Source organism: Caballeronia udeis (assembly GCF_001544555.2).
In the GTDB taxonomy this organism is placed as follows: Bacteria; Pseudomonadota; Gammaproteobacteria; order Burkholderiales; family Burkholderiaceae; genus Caballeronia; species Caballeronia udeis.
In genome coordinates this window covers 114,610-130,206 of sequence record NZ_FCOK02000003.1, presented here as the reverse complement: position 1 = coordinate 130,206, position 15,597 = coordinate 114,610, and the positions used below count along the sequence as shown (strand labels likewise).

General features: G+C 54.9%; 11 protein-coding genes. 3 read left to right on the top strand and 8 right to left on the bottom strand.

All coding sequences use genetic code 11. The annotated features are described in order from the left end of the window. The first annotated feature begins 303 nt into the window (after window positions 1-303). Together AWB69_RS03575 and AWB69_RS03570 are read left to right on the top strand one after the other, a co-directional pair. Window positions 304-2,955 carry a hypothetical protein gene (locus AWB69_RS03575; protein ID WP_062082206.1) on the top strand — a complete coding sequence of 884 codons (2,652 nt, stop codon included), beginning with the start codon at window positions 304-306 and terminating at the stop codon, window positions 2,953-2,955. 2 nt (window positions 2,956-2,957) lie between these two features. Continuing rightward, window positions 2,958-5,459: an amidohydrolase family protein gene (locus AWB69_RS03570; RefSeq protein WP_062082203.1), complete on the top strand. Its 2,502-nt coding sequence runs from the start codon at window positions 2,958-2,960 to the stop codon at window positions 5,457-5,459. Between the two features lie 149 nt (window positions 5,460-5,608). On the opposite strand, the gene AWB69_RS03565 is transcribed toward AWB69_RS03570, so the two are convergent. From AWB69_RS03565 to AWB69_RS03535, 6 genes are all read right to left on the bottom strand, one after another. Then, window positions 5,609-6,769, bottom strand: a complete 1,161-nt coding sequence (locus AWB69_RS03565) for a hypothetical protein (protein ID WP_062082201.1) — start codon at window positions 6,767-6,769, stop codon at window positions 5,609-5,611. Window positions 6,770-7,454: 685 nt separating this feature from the next. Then, window positions 7,455-7,796, bottom strand: coding sequence for a hypothetical protein (locus AWB69_RS03555; RefSeq protein ID WP_231936960.1), 342 nt, complete (start codon window positions 7,794-7,796; stop codon window positions 7,455-7,457). Window positions 7,797-7,856: 60 nt separating this feature from the next. After that, the gene (locus tag AWB69_RS03550) at window positions 7,857-9,224 is read right to left on the bottom strand and encodes a hypothetical protein (protein WP_062082197.1); all 1,368 of its coding nucleotides are present in this window, start codon (window positions 9,222-9,224) and stop codon (window positions 7,857-7,859) included. 125 nt (window positions 9,225-9,349) lie between these two features. After that, window positions 9,350-9,601 (bottom strand): hypothetical protein, encoded by a 252-nt coding sequence (locus AWB69_RS03545; protein WP_062082195.1) that lies wholly within the window; start codon window positions 9,599-9,601, stop codon window positions 9,350-9,352. 419 nt (window positions 9,602-10,020) lie between these two features. Beyond that, the gene (locus AWB69_RS03540) at window positions 10,021-11,001 is read right to left on the bottom strand and encodes a hypothetical protein (protein WP_156528721.1); all 981 of its coding nucleotides are present in this window, start codon (window positions 10,999-11,001) and stop codon (window positions 10,021-10,023) included. Window positions 11,002-11,301: 300 nt separating this feature from the next. After that, a complete protein-coding gene (locus tag AWB69_RS03535; RefSeq protein WP_062082191.1) occupies window positions 11,302-12,693 on the bottom strand; it encodes a tyrosine-type recombinase/integrase in 1,392 nt (463 codons plus the stop codon). Between the two features lie 669 nt (window positions 12,694-13,362). Between AWB69_RS03535 and AWB69_RS03530 the strand changes: the two genes are divergently transcribed. Beyond that, window positions 13,363-14,103 (top strand): LbetaH domain-containing protein, encoded by a 741-nt coding sequence (locus AWB69_RS03530; RefSeq protein WP_062082189.1) that lies wholly within the window; start codon window positions 13,363-13,365, stop codon window positions 14,101-14,103. A 15-nt stretch (window positions 14,104-14,118) separates the two neighbouring features. On the opposite strand, the gene AWB69_RS03525 is transcribed toward AWB69_RS03530, so the two are convergent. Both AWB69_RS03525 and AWB69_RS03520 read right to left on the bottom strand, forming a co-directional pair. After that, complete coding sequence (locus AWB69_RS03525; protein ID WP_062082187.1) at window positions 14,119-14,847, bottom strand: WbqC family protein; 729 nt, start codon at window positions 14,845-14,847, stop codon at window positions 14,119-14,121. 9 nt (window positions 14,848-14,856) lie between these two features. Further along, on the bottom strand, window positions 14,857-15,597 hold the full coding sequence (locus AWB69_RS03520) for a class I SAM-dependent methyltransferase (RefSeq protein WP_062082184.1): 741 nt from the start codon (window positions 15,595-15,597) through the stop codon (window positions 14,857-14,859).

The following is a 15,597-nucleotide window of genomic DNA, read 5'->3' as shown; positions in this document are numbered from 1 at the left end:
AAACGAACGTCTGAATCGATGGCTCGCCTGGCGTTCGGCCAAGGCTCAGTGAGGCTTTCTGTGTTGGTGCTATTCAGGTGAGCGACTATTGAATTACCTCTGAGACGGGCCGCATCGGCGACGCGACTCAAGCTTTCGTCCCGGATGCCGTTAAGCCCAGATGGAGAGTACTGAGAATTCGCCTCGACAACTTGGAGAGGTTGAACTTGGCGTTGTTGTCGAGGAGATAGTCAAAAGACAGGCAAGCGCCGCGTACTCTGATAGCTACGCCTCTTCGCTCAAAGCTTCCGGGCCGGATTTTTGATGCGAGGACCCGAGGACTCGATACAACACAGCATCTACAACAAACAAATTATGCAAGCGAGCACCAGCCCTATCATCGTCGATCTCGATCAAAGCGACAATAGCCGTGAAATCGCAGCTAGCGGCCTGATTCAGCAAGAAAATCTGCGCAAAATAACTGCTGAGATCCGCCGAGATCTATCACAAGCCAAGATTTCAAGAGAAAACCGATATCCGTCTGGAGCCGGCTTTGTGTATTTCATTGATGGTACCCGGGGTGCTGGGAAATCCACTTTTCTCCACTCGCTGTTTCGCTCATTTGAAGACCTTGGCTCTATTGCCGGTCACTCGATTGGAGCTTGGACTTACATTGATCCCAGTAGAATCGAGGCAAGTGAGATCATCCTGCTGCCGTTGTTGAAGGAACTGAAACGCCAGGTATGGCCCGCACTGTCGCTGCGTAAGCAGAACGGAGCGCATCTTGAAGCAGAGTTTCGACGGCAGTTTCAGGACCTCGCCGGAGGATTAAGCCTTCTTGCGCAAGGCAAAAACCATCTCAAGGACCTCGACCCTGAACTGTTCCTGGACTGGGGCCTCGAACGCGCCGGCCATGGCTTGGGGTTTCGCGAGAAGTTGCACGATCTGATCGAAACGGCCTGCCAGATACTCAAGGTTGACGCCCTCGCTCTTGCGTTCGACGATGCAGATACAAAGTTTGATAGCGCAATCGATGTGCTTGAGGTTATTAGGAAGTATCTAGACACCCCGAGGTTGATCGTGCTGGTTACTGGCGATTTCGAACTCTATTCACAGCTTACTCGTGACGTCTTTCACGACCGACTTGGTTCGCGTGCCACAATCGACAAAAGGCGAGATGCGCAACGTCTCAAGATGATCGATCACCTAGAGGATCAGTACCTTTTGAAGTTGTTTCCAATCCGACGCCGAATCCAACTGCGGCCGATGTGGAATCTACTCGCGCATAACGAGTTTGTACTTGTTAGTGAAAGATGGCCGGGGTCGCAACGTCAATTAAAAAGTGTCGTCAACGAGCTCATGCAACGAGGGCTACGGATTCGCGGAGTACACGACCTGAACCTGTTCTATGAATTTCTACTAAAGCAACCACTCAGGTCGGTACTGCAGGTCCTTTCCCGTTGTGCAGCCTTCTTATCCACGGCAGACGCAGAAGGAGACGTGGAATTAACGTGGGACTCCGATTTGTCGACAGCAGTTTCTGACAGTTTGAGAGCGATCGCGTTAGGTAATCTATATAAGTTTAACGTGGACGTAGACGCTATTAGCGCGGGCGAAATGCCGGCGCTTGTCGAGGCTGTTTTCGATCTCACGGTTCAGGACGAAGACTACGATACGGCCTATCTTCGTCCGCAGCCAACCGACGCCGCCCTGAAGAGCTGTTTCGCGACTTTGGCGGCAGAAGTTGCATTATTCTGCGTCGACCAACCGAGTGCGCTGCTGCAGTACATGCTGGGAGGACCGGGAAGCATAGCAACTTACGGCCAATTCTTGCAAAGATTGGCTGCTGGTTCATCTGCAATCGAATCAAATCAGGAGTTGTTCCGCGCGAAGTTTAAGAAGTATCTCGGGATTGGGCGAAAGGAGGATGCTTTGCATTGGGCATGGCACGCCACGGCCATTCTGGCAGGCCCGCAACATGCCGCGACACGACGGCCACTCATCGACTTCGGCGTGATCGGGCTAAACAAGAATGCTCGGAATTCGAATGAAGTCACTGCGACAGCAGCAATCCAGCGATGTTTGATTGACGTAGGTGATCTGCCTGTCCTCGCGTTAAGCTTGGTAGACGTTTCCGGTTCCGGGGGCCGGCTGTACGCATCGATATATAACATTCTCGGTCTCCTGGATCGGGTTTTGAGGATCGAAATTGATAATCCGGAGTTCATGCATGAAAGGGTCGCTCACGAGCTAGCGCGCGTCTTTAAAACGCCGACAATTTCCAGGCCAGGCTGGGAAGGTTCTGCGGGTACGGACGACGGCTATGCGGCGATAGATTTGGGGCCCACTAAAGAACTTTCGCTAGCCCACAGGGAGCGGGAAGGGATTAGTCGGCTGGCATCTCGCGTGGCTGAATGGCTCATTGCTACGGAGCGACTCCGTGCCCAGATCAAACCTTCCGCTATCCTGATAGGAAAAATTTGGACGCGATTGTTTTTCAGTCTCGAGCGAGTATCTGCAAATCGTCGTGGAAAGGTTGGCGTACCAGAGTTGATGGAATTATTCGCACTCTGCGTGATTAATGCGTTTCTTGTCGAGGAGATGGACCATAGACTGCCTGAGGACGCCTCGGATTTATCACAAGGATGGACACGGATCGATCGCTCTAATCCACTGACGTCCAGAAAGATTGTGACGCAAAAGTTTGAAGCGGAGCACGTGAACGCACACGTCCTTCCCTTAACGTTTCTCGTCGCGAGTAGCCCGTTGATACAAGGCTTGTTATCGTCAGAAACTCAGCATAACGAAATGCTTGACAAGCTCACCATGGAAACGGACCTGCCCATCGGCAGCTTCGCATGCCACAGGGGCTCTTGGCATATCTTGCGCAGATCGCGCATTGCTGGTCCAAAGAACCTCAATGTGGCTGAGGTCGATGCTAGGGCAGAAGGTGGTGACGCTACGGATGACATTTGATAATGAAAGAGCAGGCGTGTTCAAACCACAGCATCATTGCAACTGCAGTCTTGTCTAGTTACCGCGTCCTCAACGTGTTGAAGGCTACGGCGTTCAACGTATCGTTGTCCGAGGGCGACTTGCGGGAAGCGGTATATCTCACGTACCAACCGTGGGCGGCACGTCAGCCCGATCACATTTTTGAGTACAGTTGGCAATGGCTTCTCCGGAAAACTGATGACGAATCACGATTTGCGCCCGATTGGGCGGCGATTTCGTTGCGGCAACTAGCGAATGAATTCGTTGAGTTTCGTCATGGCGCGGCGCGAATCAAACTGAACAAATTTGGCGCGTGGCAACAGAGCGTATTGAGTCGCGTTGGAGGCTTGGCGATTCAAGCGTTTGCAACTGTCAGTGCACGCGATTGGATGTCTGAGTCACGTCGTACAGAAGAGATGCGACGTGTCGACGGAAAATCGCTCTGCGAATTGATCGCACCCTACGACGCGAGTGTGGAGGACTACATTGGGCGCGAAGGATTGCACGAGACCCACCTCCATTTGAATGGCAGCACGCACGCGGAAATTTGTTGGTTGCGCGCTTTGCTTGAGCCCGACGCCGAAGTACGAGAGTTTGACAAGAAGTGGAATTCAACGACGAATCCGCATGCGTCGAAGTTGAGAGAACTGGTTCGTTCGGTCAATCCTGATTTGACACCAGCTGAAATTTCGAGACAGCTTAGAGTGGCGGCACAGCTACGGAAGTGGTTGCAGGCCGCAGCGTCAGGTTTGGTGGACGACGACCTGGTGATTCCTCACGGCTACGAGGAACTTGCTTACGGAAGTGCACCGTTACCGCCATTGACTTCTGATGCTGACAAGCTTTCCGATCTCTCTGGTCGCGGGGACGAACTCACGTGGATGACGAAGGTGATTGAACACCTTCGAAGACACTCGAACGTGATCTACGAGCGGATGTTTCATCTGTATCTGATCCTCCAGAACCAATACTATCGCTTACTCGTCCAGAGCGAAGAGCAATTCGGCTTTGACCAGTTCCAGAAGCTGACCTATACCGATCTACGTGAACCGGCAGAGCGAGATTACTATCAGCGTTTCGTAACGATGCACGGCGATACGCCGAACACGAGCCGGATAGTCTATCTGGAAGGTCGTTTTGCTCCCAAGGACACGATAGATAAGAACTCAAGTCTGCTTCACGCGGTGCTCGTCGGCTATCTGAGGTACCTGAGGGGTTCACATCGTCAGCTAGGCCCGGTAGCGCTGAGCGCGGTTCTTAGTGAGCTCGATGAATATTCTCAATCAGAGCAGGAATCAGTGAGACGCGTACATCGTCTCGCATTAGTCGCGCATTTCATCAAGCTCCCTTGGAGTCACGAGCCCAAAGACAAGGCTGGTCCTTACCGTTTCTGCAGTCTGAGGGTTGATCTTGAAGAGCGCACAAACATCCTGCTTTCAACTTTGACGCGGTGGCCTGGATTGCGAAATTGGGTGCGCGGGATTGATGCTGCCGCTAACGAACTCCATGCCCCGCCGGAAGTGTTTGCGAGCATCTTCAGAGTTTGTCGGTATGCGGGCCTGACCAGGCGAAGCTATCACGTTGGGGAGGACTTCACCCACTTGGTTAGCGGTCTGCGGCATATGTCCGATGCAATCGATTTGCTGGAACTCGAAACTGGAGATCGGATAGGCCATGGTACCGCGATGGGAATTTCACCGAAACTATGGGTCGAACGCATGCCCGGTCAACTGGTTGTAAAAAAGGGGGACTGGATGCTCGATTTGCTTGCGGCTTGGCAAATGTTACGTCAGATCCCCGAGGAGACAGCCGAAGCTTATCGAGTAGAAGGGATGTTGTCTGATTTGGCGAGCGAAATCTTCGAGCGGGAAGTGAATTGTTCGACACTCGGGCGCGTGATGAAGCTCAGGGGATTGAACGTGCGTTATTTGATGAAATCAAACAACCCGTCTTGGAACTGGAAGGAAGAGTCCGACAGTGCCCTCTGGTCGACCGAAGTGAAAAGAGTCGCCGAAGCACGCAAAGCCAATCCGGGTGACGTCGCATTGCTGGTCCGATGGCTCGGAGACGCAAATCTGTGGAGTCGCAGCGAGCAACTCATGGAAGTCGAGACGGCATTCTTTGACACTAGCACCTTCGTGAGACTTCAGCAGGTTTTGATGCGACTGGTTCGAGATAAGGGAATTGTCATTGAGACGTTGCCGTCGAGTAACGTCCGCATCAGTCAATATCACAGTTTCGCTGAGCATCACGCGTTACGTTGGATGCGCGTACCAGGCTATGTTGAAGAAAATGATCCGGAAATCATGGTCTCACTCGGCTCAGACGATCCAGGAATTTTTGCCGGCGATCTGAATGGTGAGTTTTACCAACTCTACGCTGCAGTACGGAGCGTCGGTCTTGGTGACAAGACTGCTCTCGATTATCTGGCGCCGCTCAATGAGCGTGGTCGCCAGTATCGATTCCACGCAGCTGGGCCAACTTGAAGACGGATGCCTGCCTAGACAAGATCGTACAATGCGCGCGCGCCTCAAACTTCGATCTGAACAGCCTCTAACGCAAGGCACCGGGGCAACCCTATGGACGGCATGGGCGCGCTCCTCGCGCCCGTCAGATATAAGACCGCCTCTCCAGCCTACGGCATGATTCCCATCGTCAACGTGCGAGCTTTGGCACTTGGCTTTACGCGCAGCATCTGCCCTTTATCTTCCGTGAAATATCTGAGCACGTTCTGCTCAAACCGCACGTACTGCTCCACATCGCCGCGATTGAGCGGATCTAGCCCCCACCTTCCCTGTGCTCGCAGTCTGTCGACGTCCGACCGATCACGGCAGTCAAACGACTGTCCGAGCCCACCAGTGACCTTCCACCACCGATGTCGCGCACGATTTACCAAGTGATCCAGGTCAGCAACCCCGATGTATCGAGCATCAAATAGAAATAGGACATGGAAGTGGTTCGCATGATGACGACCACCCATCTCCAGCTTGCAGATAGAGCCGGCCATGTGGTCGAAAAGATCATGGTCGGCACCTTGCCGATTAGCAAAGAAGCACGCACGATGCCTCATGGCCAGCGCTGGATCGATGCGCGCACGCGCCTCGATCCTGGCATCTGACGCATCTGCGAGCGATGGCGTCATCAACCATCCATTCGAACCATTCCAAGCCCAGTTCATGCGCGGCATTGCATCAGTATCGACAGCGACCGACTCGTCGTAGTAAAGCTCGAAGCGAACTGGCAGTAGCTCATTTGCGGACTGCAATTTCCAGACGTACTCACTGATTGATTCGGCCTGGTCTTCTAGATTTGCATTCCACTCCCAGAGACTTTTTTTGACGTTGCGCAAGACAGCTTCCCGGCGCAAATCCTCTACAAACCCGTTGAACATCGCGGCATGCGCAGCTTCGACAGCAGGACTCGAGCTATCGTATTCCGTGCAGCGAACCTGACCAAAGGAAGAGCGGAGAAAGCAGTCAAAGAACAGCTGGAAATCCGGGCTATACCAGTAGCCTGGCCAGTACAGGTCTATCCACCGGTGACAATGCGTAAGAAGACCAGCGAGGCTTCTGCGCCCCGCATTACCTATTGGATTCCTGACAGCACGAATTCCATCTCGGTCATACCTGATTTTGTAAGGCATCTGATCGGTATTCAACACACTGTCCATGAACGCAATCAGATCATGGTAAAGCTGCCTGTATGCACCTACCGGCCAATACCCCGAATATCCTTGATACGTTTGACTACCGCAAGGCACCGAATACTCACTGTCAGATCGAAAGCTAAAACTCATGATGAACTCTCCTTTGAATGATGTCCTCAAGGACAATTCATACGTGACGTCGATAAGTTTACGTGCTCAGTCTTTCGATGACGAAAGAGATTGGATGCTTCAGACAAGCAAGGTGGGCTATTCAAACATCAATTCGCTCCTGACTTTCAGTCTCACCATAAGGCAGAAAATATCAAGTCTTCTGCTGCCATTCTTCCAGATGACTGATAGCAGTAGATCTGCGTGAATATTGAAAGACGTTAATAAGAGAAATATTGAAGTGCTATCCTAGTATAGGAGTGCGTAGGCAGCACATATCCAAATCAGCAATAAGGCTTCGGAATGTTTTCGTGACCAGCCAGGAGATTCCTTGGCCGATTACAGAAACAGAATTTCAGAGTTATCCCGAATCAAATGGATAGCAAGAATCGCAAGCCCCATCCAGCCAGTGTTCGATAGCTAACTTGATGCGTCTAGATGCTCTCAGGCGTTGGTGCCACGTTGCGCCTACGGCGCAAGACTGAACAGGAAGATTGGATGTTGCTCAGTGGACGGTATCCGCACCGACTTGAACGGCGGGCACGAGTGATTGTCGTGCCCGCCTAATTCATCACGTCACTATACAGACATGACCAGTCACGCCCTGCTGTGGTCGGCGGATGACACAGCGTGGATCCTCGAAAACCAGAGCAGTGCGTCGTCGCCATCAGTTGCCGCTGTCATTGCGCCCATCGCCACCCGACGCAAGTTCGGGCACCATCTTCTCGCGCAGCGAGTTGTAGCCGCCAATCGACAGATGCAGGCCCTGATCTTTCAGCACCAGAATGATCCGGCTTTTCGGAACGCCGCGTTTCTCGGCGGCGAGAATTGCAGGCAAGGCTTTCCTGAACAGGTCAGTTTTGCGCTGCTTCTCGTTCGGCTCCAGTGCCTCGATCGCCGCGATCAGGGCACCTTCGTCTACCGGCCGCCGCCCGCCGGCTACGTTCAGATCATCATCCTTCACAGTCATTTCGCAATCTCCTAAATTTTCATCGAACATGGTGATCATGTGCGGGAGAGGTCGCCCACCGCGTGTCCGGCAATTCCCGCTATACGTTAGAGCGAAGCGTTAAATTCGCGGCGCAGGCCGCGACGTTTCGACGGCGCCGCCAGAAGGGGTGGCCAGATGGGGTATTACCGCAGAGCCGCGCCAGCCTTGGCTGGGAACTATCTCCGACATGCGCCCCGGACGCGCCGCAGCATGTCCTGATGGCGATGTGGCGCCCCGATTCAGGGCGCCTGTGCATACGCCTGCTGCTTGCGGACCTTCGTGACCTTGTATCGCCTCGTCCCGGGGTGGCGGCATGCGCCCCATGGTGAGCAGCTTGCAAGTTCCGGTGCGCTTCACGCGCACGTATTGGTCGACGCGGGCTGGAAACCCGAGACATCGGACCAGCTCGGCACGCCTGTTGAGCTCGTGCCTTCCGATGCGGCCGACCACGTAGCCAAGCGGATGCCCACGGTTGCAGTTGTGAAAGTCGCCCCTTCCGTGCGTGACGTTGTCGACCCAATAATTCCCGATCTGGCCGCCAAGTGCTTCGTGGTCTTGCACCTCGTCGGCGCTACCATCAAACAGAAATGCGCAGCGCAGGAAGTAACCGCGAATACGCGACCACGCGACAATGCAGACGTAACCGACCATTCGCCCGAAGAGACGACGCTTGCGCGGCAGCTTCGCGAACAGCTCGTTGCGGTCCTGAATCGCCACGTCGAGCCCCACACGTTGTTCCACAACCTGTTCGGTCACCGTCCCACCGTGCAGGTATTGATCGTGATCCTCATAGAGCATCCGGTCCACCTGCATGCAAGTGACATGACCCTGTTGGTTGTTGAAACGTGCCTGCTCGTACGTGAGCTCTTGCTGAACGACCATGAGGCTTTTGTGCCATGCGAACAGGCGGTCAATATAGAGCGCGAGCGTCTTCTCGTTTTCTCTCGCATTGCGCTGCCAGTCAGCGACCTGCCGCCTGATGTCACAGGCTGCCGCATCAGATCGCGTCCGTTCAAGGTAGCGGATAAACAGCTGCCAGACGCAGTCGCCAGTGAGCAGCCGGAAACTCGGATTGAGTTCGGCGTAGTGACGGATCGGGTGGCGCGGATATCCGTCAAGAAGCAGCTCGACGTGCGGCGCATATTCAAGATCGCGCGAAACCTGCTGCGTGTGGGAATCCAGCAGTTGGAAATTCAAACCTATGTCGAGGCGCTCGATATAACGCCACCCGCGCGCCTCCAACGTGCGAAACTCGGGCTCCTTGCCATACACCACGCCATTGGCAAAACTGACTAGCATGTGCAAGCCTTCGTTATGCTGCGGCATGATCCAGAGCGTGTCTTCACTTGACGTGGCACGGTTCAGGGTGTGGTCGAATCGCCTGACGTCGTCGTAGGCGAGGTCGGGCAGACGCTGTTCGCGGTGTGGTTCGATTTTGTTTGACATTGAATTACCTCTTTTCGACTCTGCGGAGACACGCCGTGTCTTCACAGGTGAACGGGAGCGTCAGGCACACCGCGTTGTACCTCGCACGAAGGTCACGAAAGCAGATGCGCGCTAACAGATAACGATCAGAAGCTTGGCGACGGCGGCAGGCTGGCGTGGCGCGGGAACAGGTGGACATAGCTAACCTTGCCAGCCTTCTCGATGCGAACCTGCTGCGACGTGCACAGCAGGTTCAACGCTGTCTGGAACCGTTTTCGGCTGATGCCGATACCTTTTGGCCAGTTCTTGAGATCCGGCAGTTGCAGAATTGCTTCGCCGGTTTGCTGGTAGTAGGCCCACAAGTGCAGGTGGACCCGGTAAGCGTCAACCGGTGCCATCTCAATCGGCGGTGGATAGGGCGCGTGGGAGCGGGGGCCGGGGTTGGGAGGCGCTGGGATCACTTTGCGCCTCCATTGAGAAGCTGCTCGACGGAGTCGGCAGGCCAAAGCCAGCGACGGGACGGCAGCTTGCCAACTGGTTTGACCGAGTGGAAGGCCCCCGTTTGACTCAGGCGCTTGCGAATTGACTGAGGCTTAACCGAGATCGCTGTTGCCAGTTCTTCGGTCGTGAGATGGCGGTCTGGTAGGGCCACCGGGAGAAAATGAGATGACATATCGGCTCCACAAAAGTACGGAACTTGCACGGTCCGCATGCGTGGGGCTGCCTGCTTGATCAACAAGGATCCATGCCAGACAACCTGAGCCGAAAGATATTGATGTACCGTCGCGATCGAAATAGCAGCGACGCTTAACGGCGCTTAGCGTTGGTTATCGGCGTCACTTGAGAGTTGGATCGCCTCTTGACGCCTTTTAAGCCTTTGAGCGAGCGCATTCCGTGTAAACGGCGGCGCCTTTGGTTTCGTGGTAACGGATGCGTCCGGTTTTTGGGCGGCGGACGTGTCTTTCGCGTAGAGCAGGGAGCCTGTGCTGTCGACAACACCTATAAATGGTTTGACTTCAGCCAACGCCAGATCTTTGAGATGCGGCCACACGGTCGGCATGTGATAGCTGTTATCGGAAAGTTCGATCGCCATATCGATGGCTTTGTCTAGTGCATCGCGTCTTTGTTTATTTCCGTTGATAAGGTGGCGTACCGTCGTTACCTGTTGGCCTTGCGTGTCGCTGCTTGGTTCGTCTTGCGCTGCGTTGCTTTCCGCCTCGGGCATAGACACGGAGTTACTCGCCGAATCGCTGATCGTATTTGCATCCATTGGACTGCCCGATGGCGGGTGCGGGATATCCGGTTCGTCTTCCAAGGAATAGGAAATCCCACAGCGATCCAGGAACTGGGTTAGTTCTCTCCAAACAAACCCGATCTCGATGTCTAGGTTCATATTGCCCAGATGAAAGTGCATGGGCAACTCGTCGTTCGCGGAGCCGTCCCCTGGCCATGTCCCCACGTTATGGCTGGCAAGATACCGCTTCCACCACCTTGGGAACTCGCCTTGTTGATACTGAAGGTAGACAAGCCCTTCAGATTCAGCAGCGGCGCTAGGCATCGGTAATCCCATTCCTCCGCGGGTATCTACCCAGCGCGGCCGATCGGTATGTTGCTGAAGCCGCCATTGCTGAAGTAGCGTGGCTGCGGCAAGGGAAAAGCGATAGATGTTATCCCGGGTGGCTATTAGCCAAGGGGCTTCGTCCGGCCACGTGTTGTCAGTAATTTTTTCTGGAATGGTAACGTTGGCCGCAATGGCCGCGAGTGCGTCCCGCAGCGAGATGAATTTCTGAGTAGTCATGTAACGCTGGTCCCTTGGCATCGTTCAACTGCGAGAACGATACACGATTGCCTCAGCATCAACGTGCTCGCACGCCGTAGTGCACGGCATCTGAACTCTACCCAGCCGTTTGCAGCATAAAACGTCACGAATGCCCGTGTTCGCTGCTGCCGGAGGCAGAGGGATCGTGCGCGCTGGGCGTGCGAGAGACGAATACCGTTGATCTCGTCAGCTTCGGCGACGAAGAAGAATTATGTAGTCGACAAAGATGCGAGAACGAATGCGCTCTACTGCCTCAGCGCTCGAGAGTCGCTTCGCCATTCATCGAATGCAGGGCGGCAACTCAACGGACTGGTCGGGCGTGAATACGATGCCGGCCTGCTCGAGCACCCAGGCTTCAATCTTGTCGTGCCACATGCGCAGCAGGTCGAGGGGACGTCGGCGATAGTGTTTTTCGGCGATTGCCGACGGCTTATGCCCTTGGATTTGTGCGACAACGCCGACCGGGACCTCCACCCACTCCGACAGCGTGCCGAATGACCGGCGCAGGCCATGCAGCGAAATGTGCGGCAAACCCGTTGGTTCCAGCGCTCGATTGTGCGCGTGACGCGGTTCCGCTATCTTTCCGTCCGATGCTGTTTTGCTGGCGAACACCCACTCCGATGGTTCCCACTGTTCGCCTCTTTCAGCGAGGCGAGTGGTTTGACGTTTATTCGGAGGCGTCTCGTTTAGGCGCTGAAGATGTCGCAATAGACCGGCAAGATAAGGAGTGAGCGGAATAGTCCGGCCGCCAGTGCCTTCAACTTTGTCGTTCATGGTCAAGCTGCGCCAGCGGAAGTCCACGTCTTCCCAACGCAGCGCGGCCAGCTCTTCCCGGCGAGCGCCTGTAATTAGGAGTCCTTGAAGATATGCGCTGATTACCGGGTTAGCGATGCCACGTACTGCGCTAAACCAAACAGACAGCTGTTCGCGCTGAAGGCAGTCATCCTTCGCGGCGCTACGAGGGAGAATTCCCTTGACCTTTGGCGAAGCATAGGCTTCGTGCGGGATGATGCCTGCATACGTCTCGTGAGTGTCGCACCACCGAATGAACGCCTTGAAAAGACCGAATGCATGACCGGCATTCGTTGGCCCCCGAGGTATTTCGGCCTCGAGCCACTGGGACATGGAAGTTGCCGTTATCTCGGTCAACCTGTGCGACATAAGCGGAGCCAATGGCCCACGGACTTTTTCTTTGCCGCCGCGTTTTGCAATACCTCCACCGGGCGACGAGAGGTTGACATGGTCGAGGATGTATCTCTCCGACCTAGGCTTCTTTGTCTTCGGTGAAATCTTCGTTCGCAGATGCTCCAGATACTGCTCCCACGCTTCGCCGACCGTCGCATCCTGGCGACGTTTTGCTGCCCGCCGAGCCTCGTGTGCTGCCTTCTGCTCAGCCTCTTGTTCCCGTGGATCGATGCCGCCGTCGATGAGCGTCTGGAGGCTACGTGCCCGCTCCTGCGCCACATCGATCGTCCAACTTCTTGGATCGCCGATAGTGATCCGTACTGTCGAACCATGTATCTTCCCTTGGAAAATGTAAGCTTTTGCACCTCCAACTGTGGCACGCAGTCCCAGCCCCGGAGTCTTGCTGTCCCAGAGAAATGATTGTGACTTGCCTTCGGCGCAGCGATGGGCGTCTACCCTGGCCGCAGTGAAATTTACCTTCGCCACCGAGCCTCCGTAAATGTGTGCCGGCAATCCCGTGTAACCGCTGTGTAACCAGATTATGCGGTAGTGAAGGTATATAGATCAATGTCAATCGGCGATTGGTTTTGGAATATCTGTTAAAATACAGTGACTTACATTTTTCTATGTATATCAATCTATCTAAAGGAATCTGGACTTGTTCGTATTCGCAATGCGAAGGTCGGGAGTTCGATCCTCCTCCTCCCAAGTGATTCTCCGAAAACCCGCACAGCTTCTGGCTCTGCGGGTTTTCTTTCGCCTGCAATACCTCCTCTTACGTCCTTACAATTCCTCACGGCGCGTCCCATATTTGTCCCAGCAGTGGAAGCGTTTGGCTTCGTCCGGGTTGTTTTAGTTGCGCGTGCGCTCAAGTGGGTCACTCATGCCACGGTGCTCAAAGCGGGGAGGTTGTGGTTCTCTCGAGCAAATGGCCTACGTATGAACTGAATAGAAGGCAGAAAGCTGTTTTGTTCACGGTACCTGCTCTGACCGACCGGGCTTAAGCTCTAGCTGTCTTGCACGTACCAGAGGAGCAATGAGGCCCCATGCGGGCCTCCGCTCCATGGACCACTCCGCTTCCAGCCGCGCCCCGGATCTGGCGAAAGCGACATCCGGCAGGCCAATTGCCGCCAAGCACTAAACCATCCAATACCAATGAACCTTGTTACATCTGATGACTGCACCGGCATCATGCCGAACCATCCGTGGTCAAAACATTTCATCATGATTGGTTACAAGGACGGTGCTTTCTCATGCATTCCCAACCGTTTCTTCAGGGACTGGCTGGACGAAGAGGCGCAATTCGGCGACTTTCACATCGGCCGCTGTTCGGGGCTGGGTGTCGGTTCCATCGTCAAGTACGACGGAGCAGCTCAAAAACTCGTCATTGGAAAGAACGTCGCAGGAGGATTGCGACTTCGGTTCCTCCTGAATGGGCAGCATGAGACGCGGACCATGTCGACAACCATGTTCAGTGGCTACGGCACCGGCATCATCAGTCCGCCCATGCCGCAATATGCCGACACAGTGATCCACAACGACGTCTGGATCGGGGACGAGGCGTTGTTTCTTGGCGGCAGCGTAGTCGCGAGCGGGTGCGTCATCGGCGCACGGGCGGTCGTGCCGCCAAACTTTCGTAGCGAGCCTTACGGTGTGTACGCCGGCTCACCGGCTCGTCTGCTGCGTTTTCGGTTCCCCGAGAAAGTGCGTGAAAAGTTGCTTGAGCTAGCCTGGTGGGATATGCCGCTGGACTGGATCAAGGCGAACAACGATGCATTCCTCGTGGATCTTACCGTCGACGACGGCCGCGCTCTCGAAACCCTGTCTGAAGCACAGCGAGCCAAGGACGCCGCGCTCGAGAAGAAGCTCGTGGCCCCTGTCACTGCGCAGCGGTAGCCGCGCCTGAACGATTCAAGCGGTAACGGACGTTATCTCGACTGGTCCGGCTATCAGGTCGTACTCGTCGAGCATGGCCCGGACTGTGTCCATCTCATTGAACATGAGGACATCGACGATACTCAGCCAAGGGACGAACGTGTTGCCGAATTGCGGATAGGTGACGGACCGCGATCGGAGAAAACGCAAATCGATCCCTCGCGCTTCGAAGGCCTCGGCACCATACAAACTTGTTCCCCCGATGGCATTGATGTAGGTCGTGGCACCGAGCGCCTCGCATAGCGCCAGGACCTTGTCCTGCCCCCGAAGCGAGTGATCGATCGGCACGGAAGACGACACTACAATCCGGGTTCCGATACCGAGTTCGGCGACAGTCCGTTCAAGCGCGTGCAGGATGAAGCGGAAAAGATTGGACTCGCCATGCATGATGCACTGCTCGAAAAGTGCAAACGCGCGCTCAAACCGTGGCGCCTTCGCGTAAGCGGCACGCAATTGATTGAGCAGTTTCTTTTTATCAAATGCCGGCGCGATTGTCCGATCGACTACATCCAGCGAATCCGAGTCGTTTTGCAGGGAAATACTGAAAAACGCGTCCGTTCCATTTTGAAGAAAGCGATTGCGATTGAACCAGCCCTTCTTCGTGTATTTGATGTTGTCGTACACCACGAAGACATCTGCCGCCTTCAACAGCTGAAAGTAGCCGATGTACGGAAAGAAGTACGGCTGCATGATGGCTACTTTCATTGTATTGATTCAGATATCGGCGCCACGTTCGGAGATCACGTAGATGCTCGAGCAGAGGTCGGGATAGACTCGTCCCAGCTCAAAGCAGCCGTCGAGGTACTCTTTCGAGATGATGCCGGCCTTGAGCGCGGCGTCGAGTTGGAAGTTCGCCAGGCCTTTGAACACGATGCCGCCTTGCGTAACCGGCCGCAGCTTCGCCGCCCGCAGGTCGGCCTTAAGCGTATCCAGCGAGTACGTCACACGGTGGCCGTGTTCGGCCTCGGCGTGAGTCACGGCGGCGGCATGATCGATCAACCCCATGTTGACGGCGATCTGCCGCGACGCGGCTCGTGCATTTGGCGCGGCGACAAACAAACGACCACGCTCCGAGAGCCATCCCCTAATACGGTTAAGCACTTCGACGGGATGGTCAAGGTGTTCAAGTGTATGAATCAGGAAGATGTTGTCGTAACGCCGTTCGGGCTCGAAAGTTTCGAAGGTGGAATGATGGAACCTGACCTCGTTATCCACATTGGCCGAGGCGATCGCTATGCAATCCGATGATGCCTCGACCACTTCGACAGTCGCGAACTGCTTTTGCAGCAGCTTCGTGAAGTGCCCCTCAAAGCAGCCGAGCTCGAGCACGTCGTTGCCCACAAAAAACGGTGCGAACGTCTTCAGCATATAGGCATGCATCAGGTAGTCGAATTCGTACGCGTACCGGTGTTCGGGATGATCGCGAGCTTCCGCGTTATAGTCTCTGCTCGTCAT

Coding starts and splice junctions, on each gene's coding strand:
- AWB69_RS03575 (WP_062082206.1), top strand. CDS start 304: ATGCGAGGACCCGAGGACTCGATACAACACAGCATCTACAACAAACAA.
- AWB69_RS03570 (WP_062082203.1), top strand. CDS start 2,958: ATGAAAGAGCAGGCGTGTTCAAACCACAGCATCATTGCAACTGCAGTC.
- AWB69_RS03565 (WP_062082201.1), bottom strand. CDS start 6,769: ATGAGTTTTAGCTTTCGATCTGACAGTGAGTATTCGGTGCCTTGCGGT.
- AWB69_RS03555 (WP_231936960.1), bottom strand. CDS start 7,796: ATGATCACCATGTTCGATGAAAATTTAGGAGATTGCGAAATGACTGTG.
- AWB69_RS03550 (WP_062082197.1), bottom strand. CDS start 9,224: ATGTCAAACAAAATCGAACCACACCGCGAACAGCGTCTGCCCGACCTC.
- AWB69_RS03545 (WP_062082195.1), bottom strand. CDS start 9,601: ATGGCACCGGTTGACGCTTACCGGGTCCACCTGCACTTGTGGGCCTAC.
- AWB69_RS03540 (WP_156528721.1), bottom strand. CDS start 11,001: ATGACTACTCAGAAATTCATCTCGCTGCGGGACGCACTCGCGGCCATT.
- AWB69_RS03530 (WP_062082189.1), top strand. CDS start 13,363: ATGAACCTTGTTACATCTGATGACTGCACCGGCATCATGCCGAACCAT.
- AWB69_RS03525 (WP_062082187.1), bottom strand. CDS start 14,847: ATGAAAGTAGCCATCATGCAGCCGTACTTCTTTCCGTACATCGGCTAC.
- AWB69_RS03520 (WP_062082184.1), bottom strand. CDS start 15,597: ATGACGAGCAGAGACTATAACGCGGAAGCTCGCGATCATCCCGAACAC.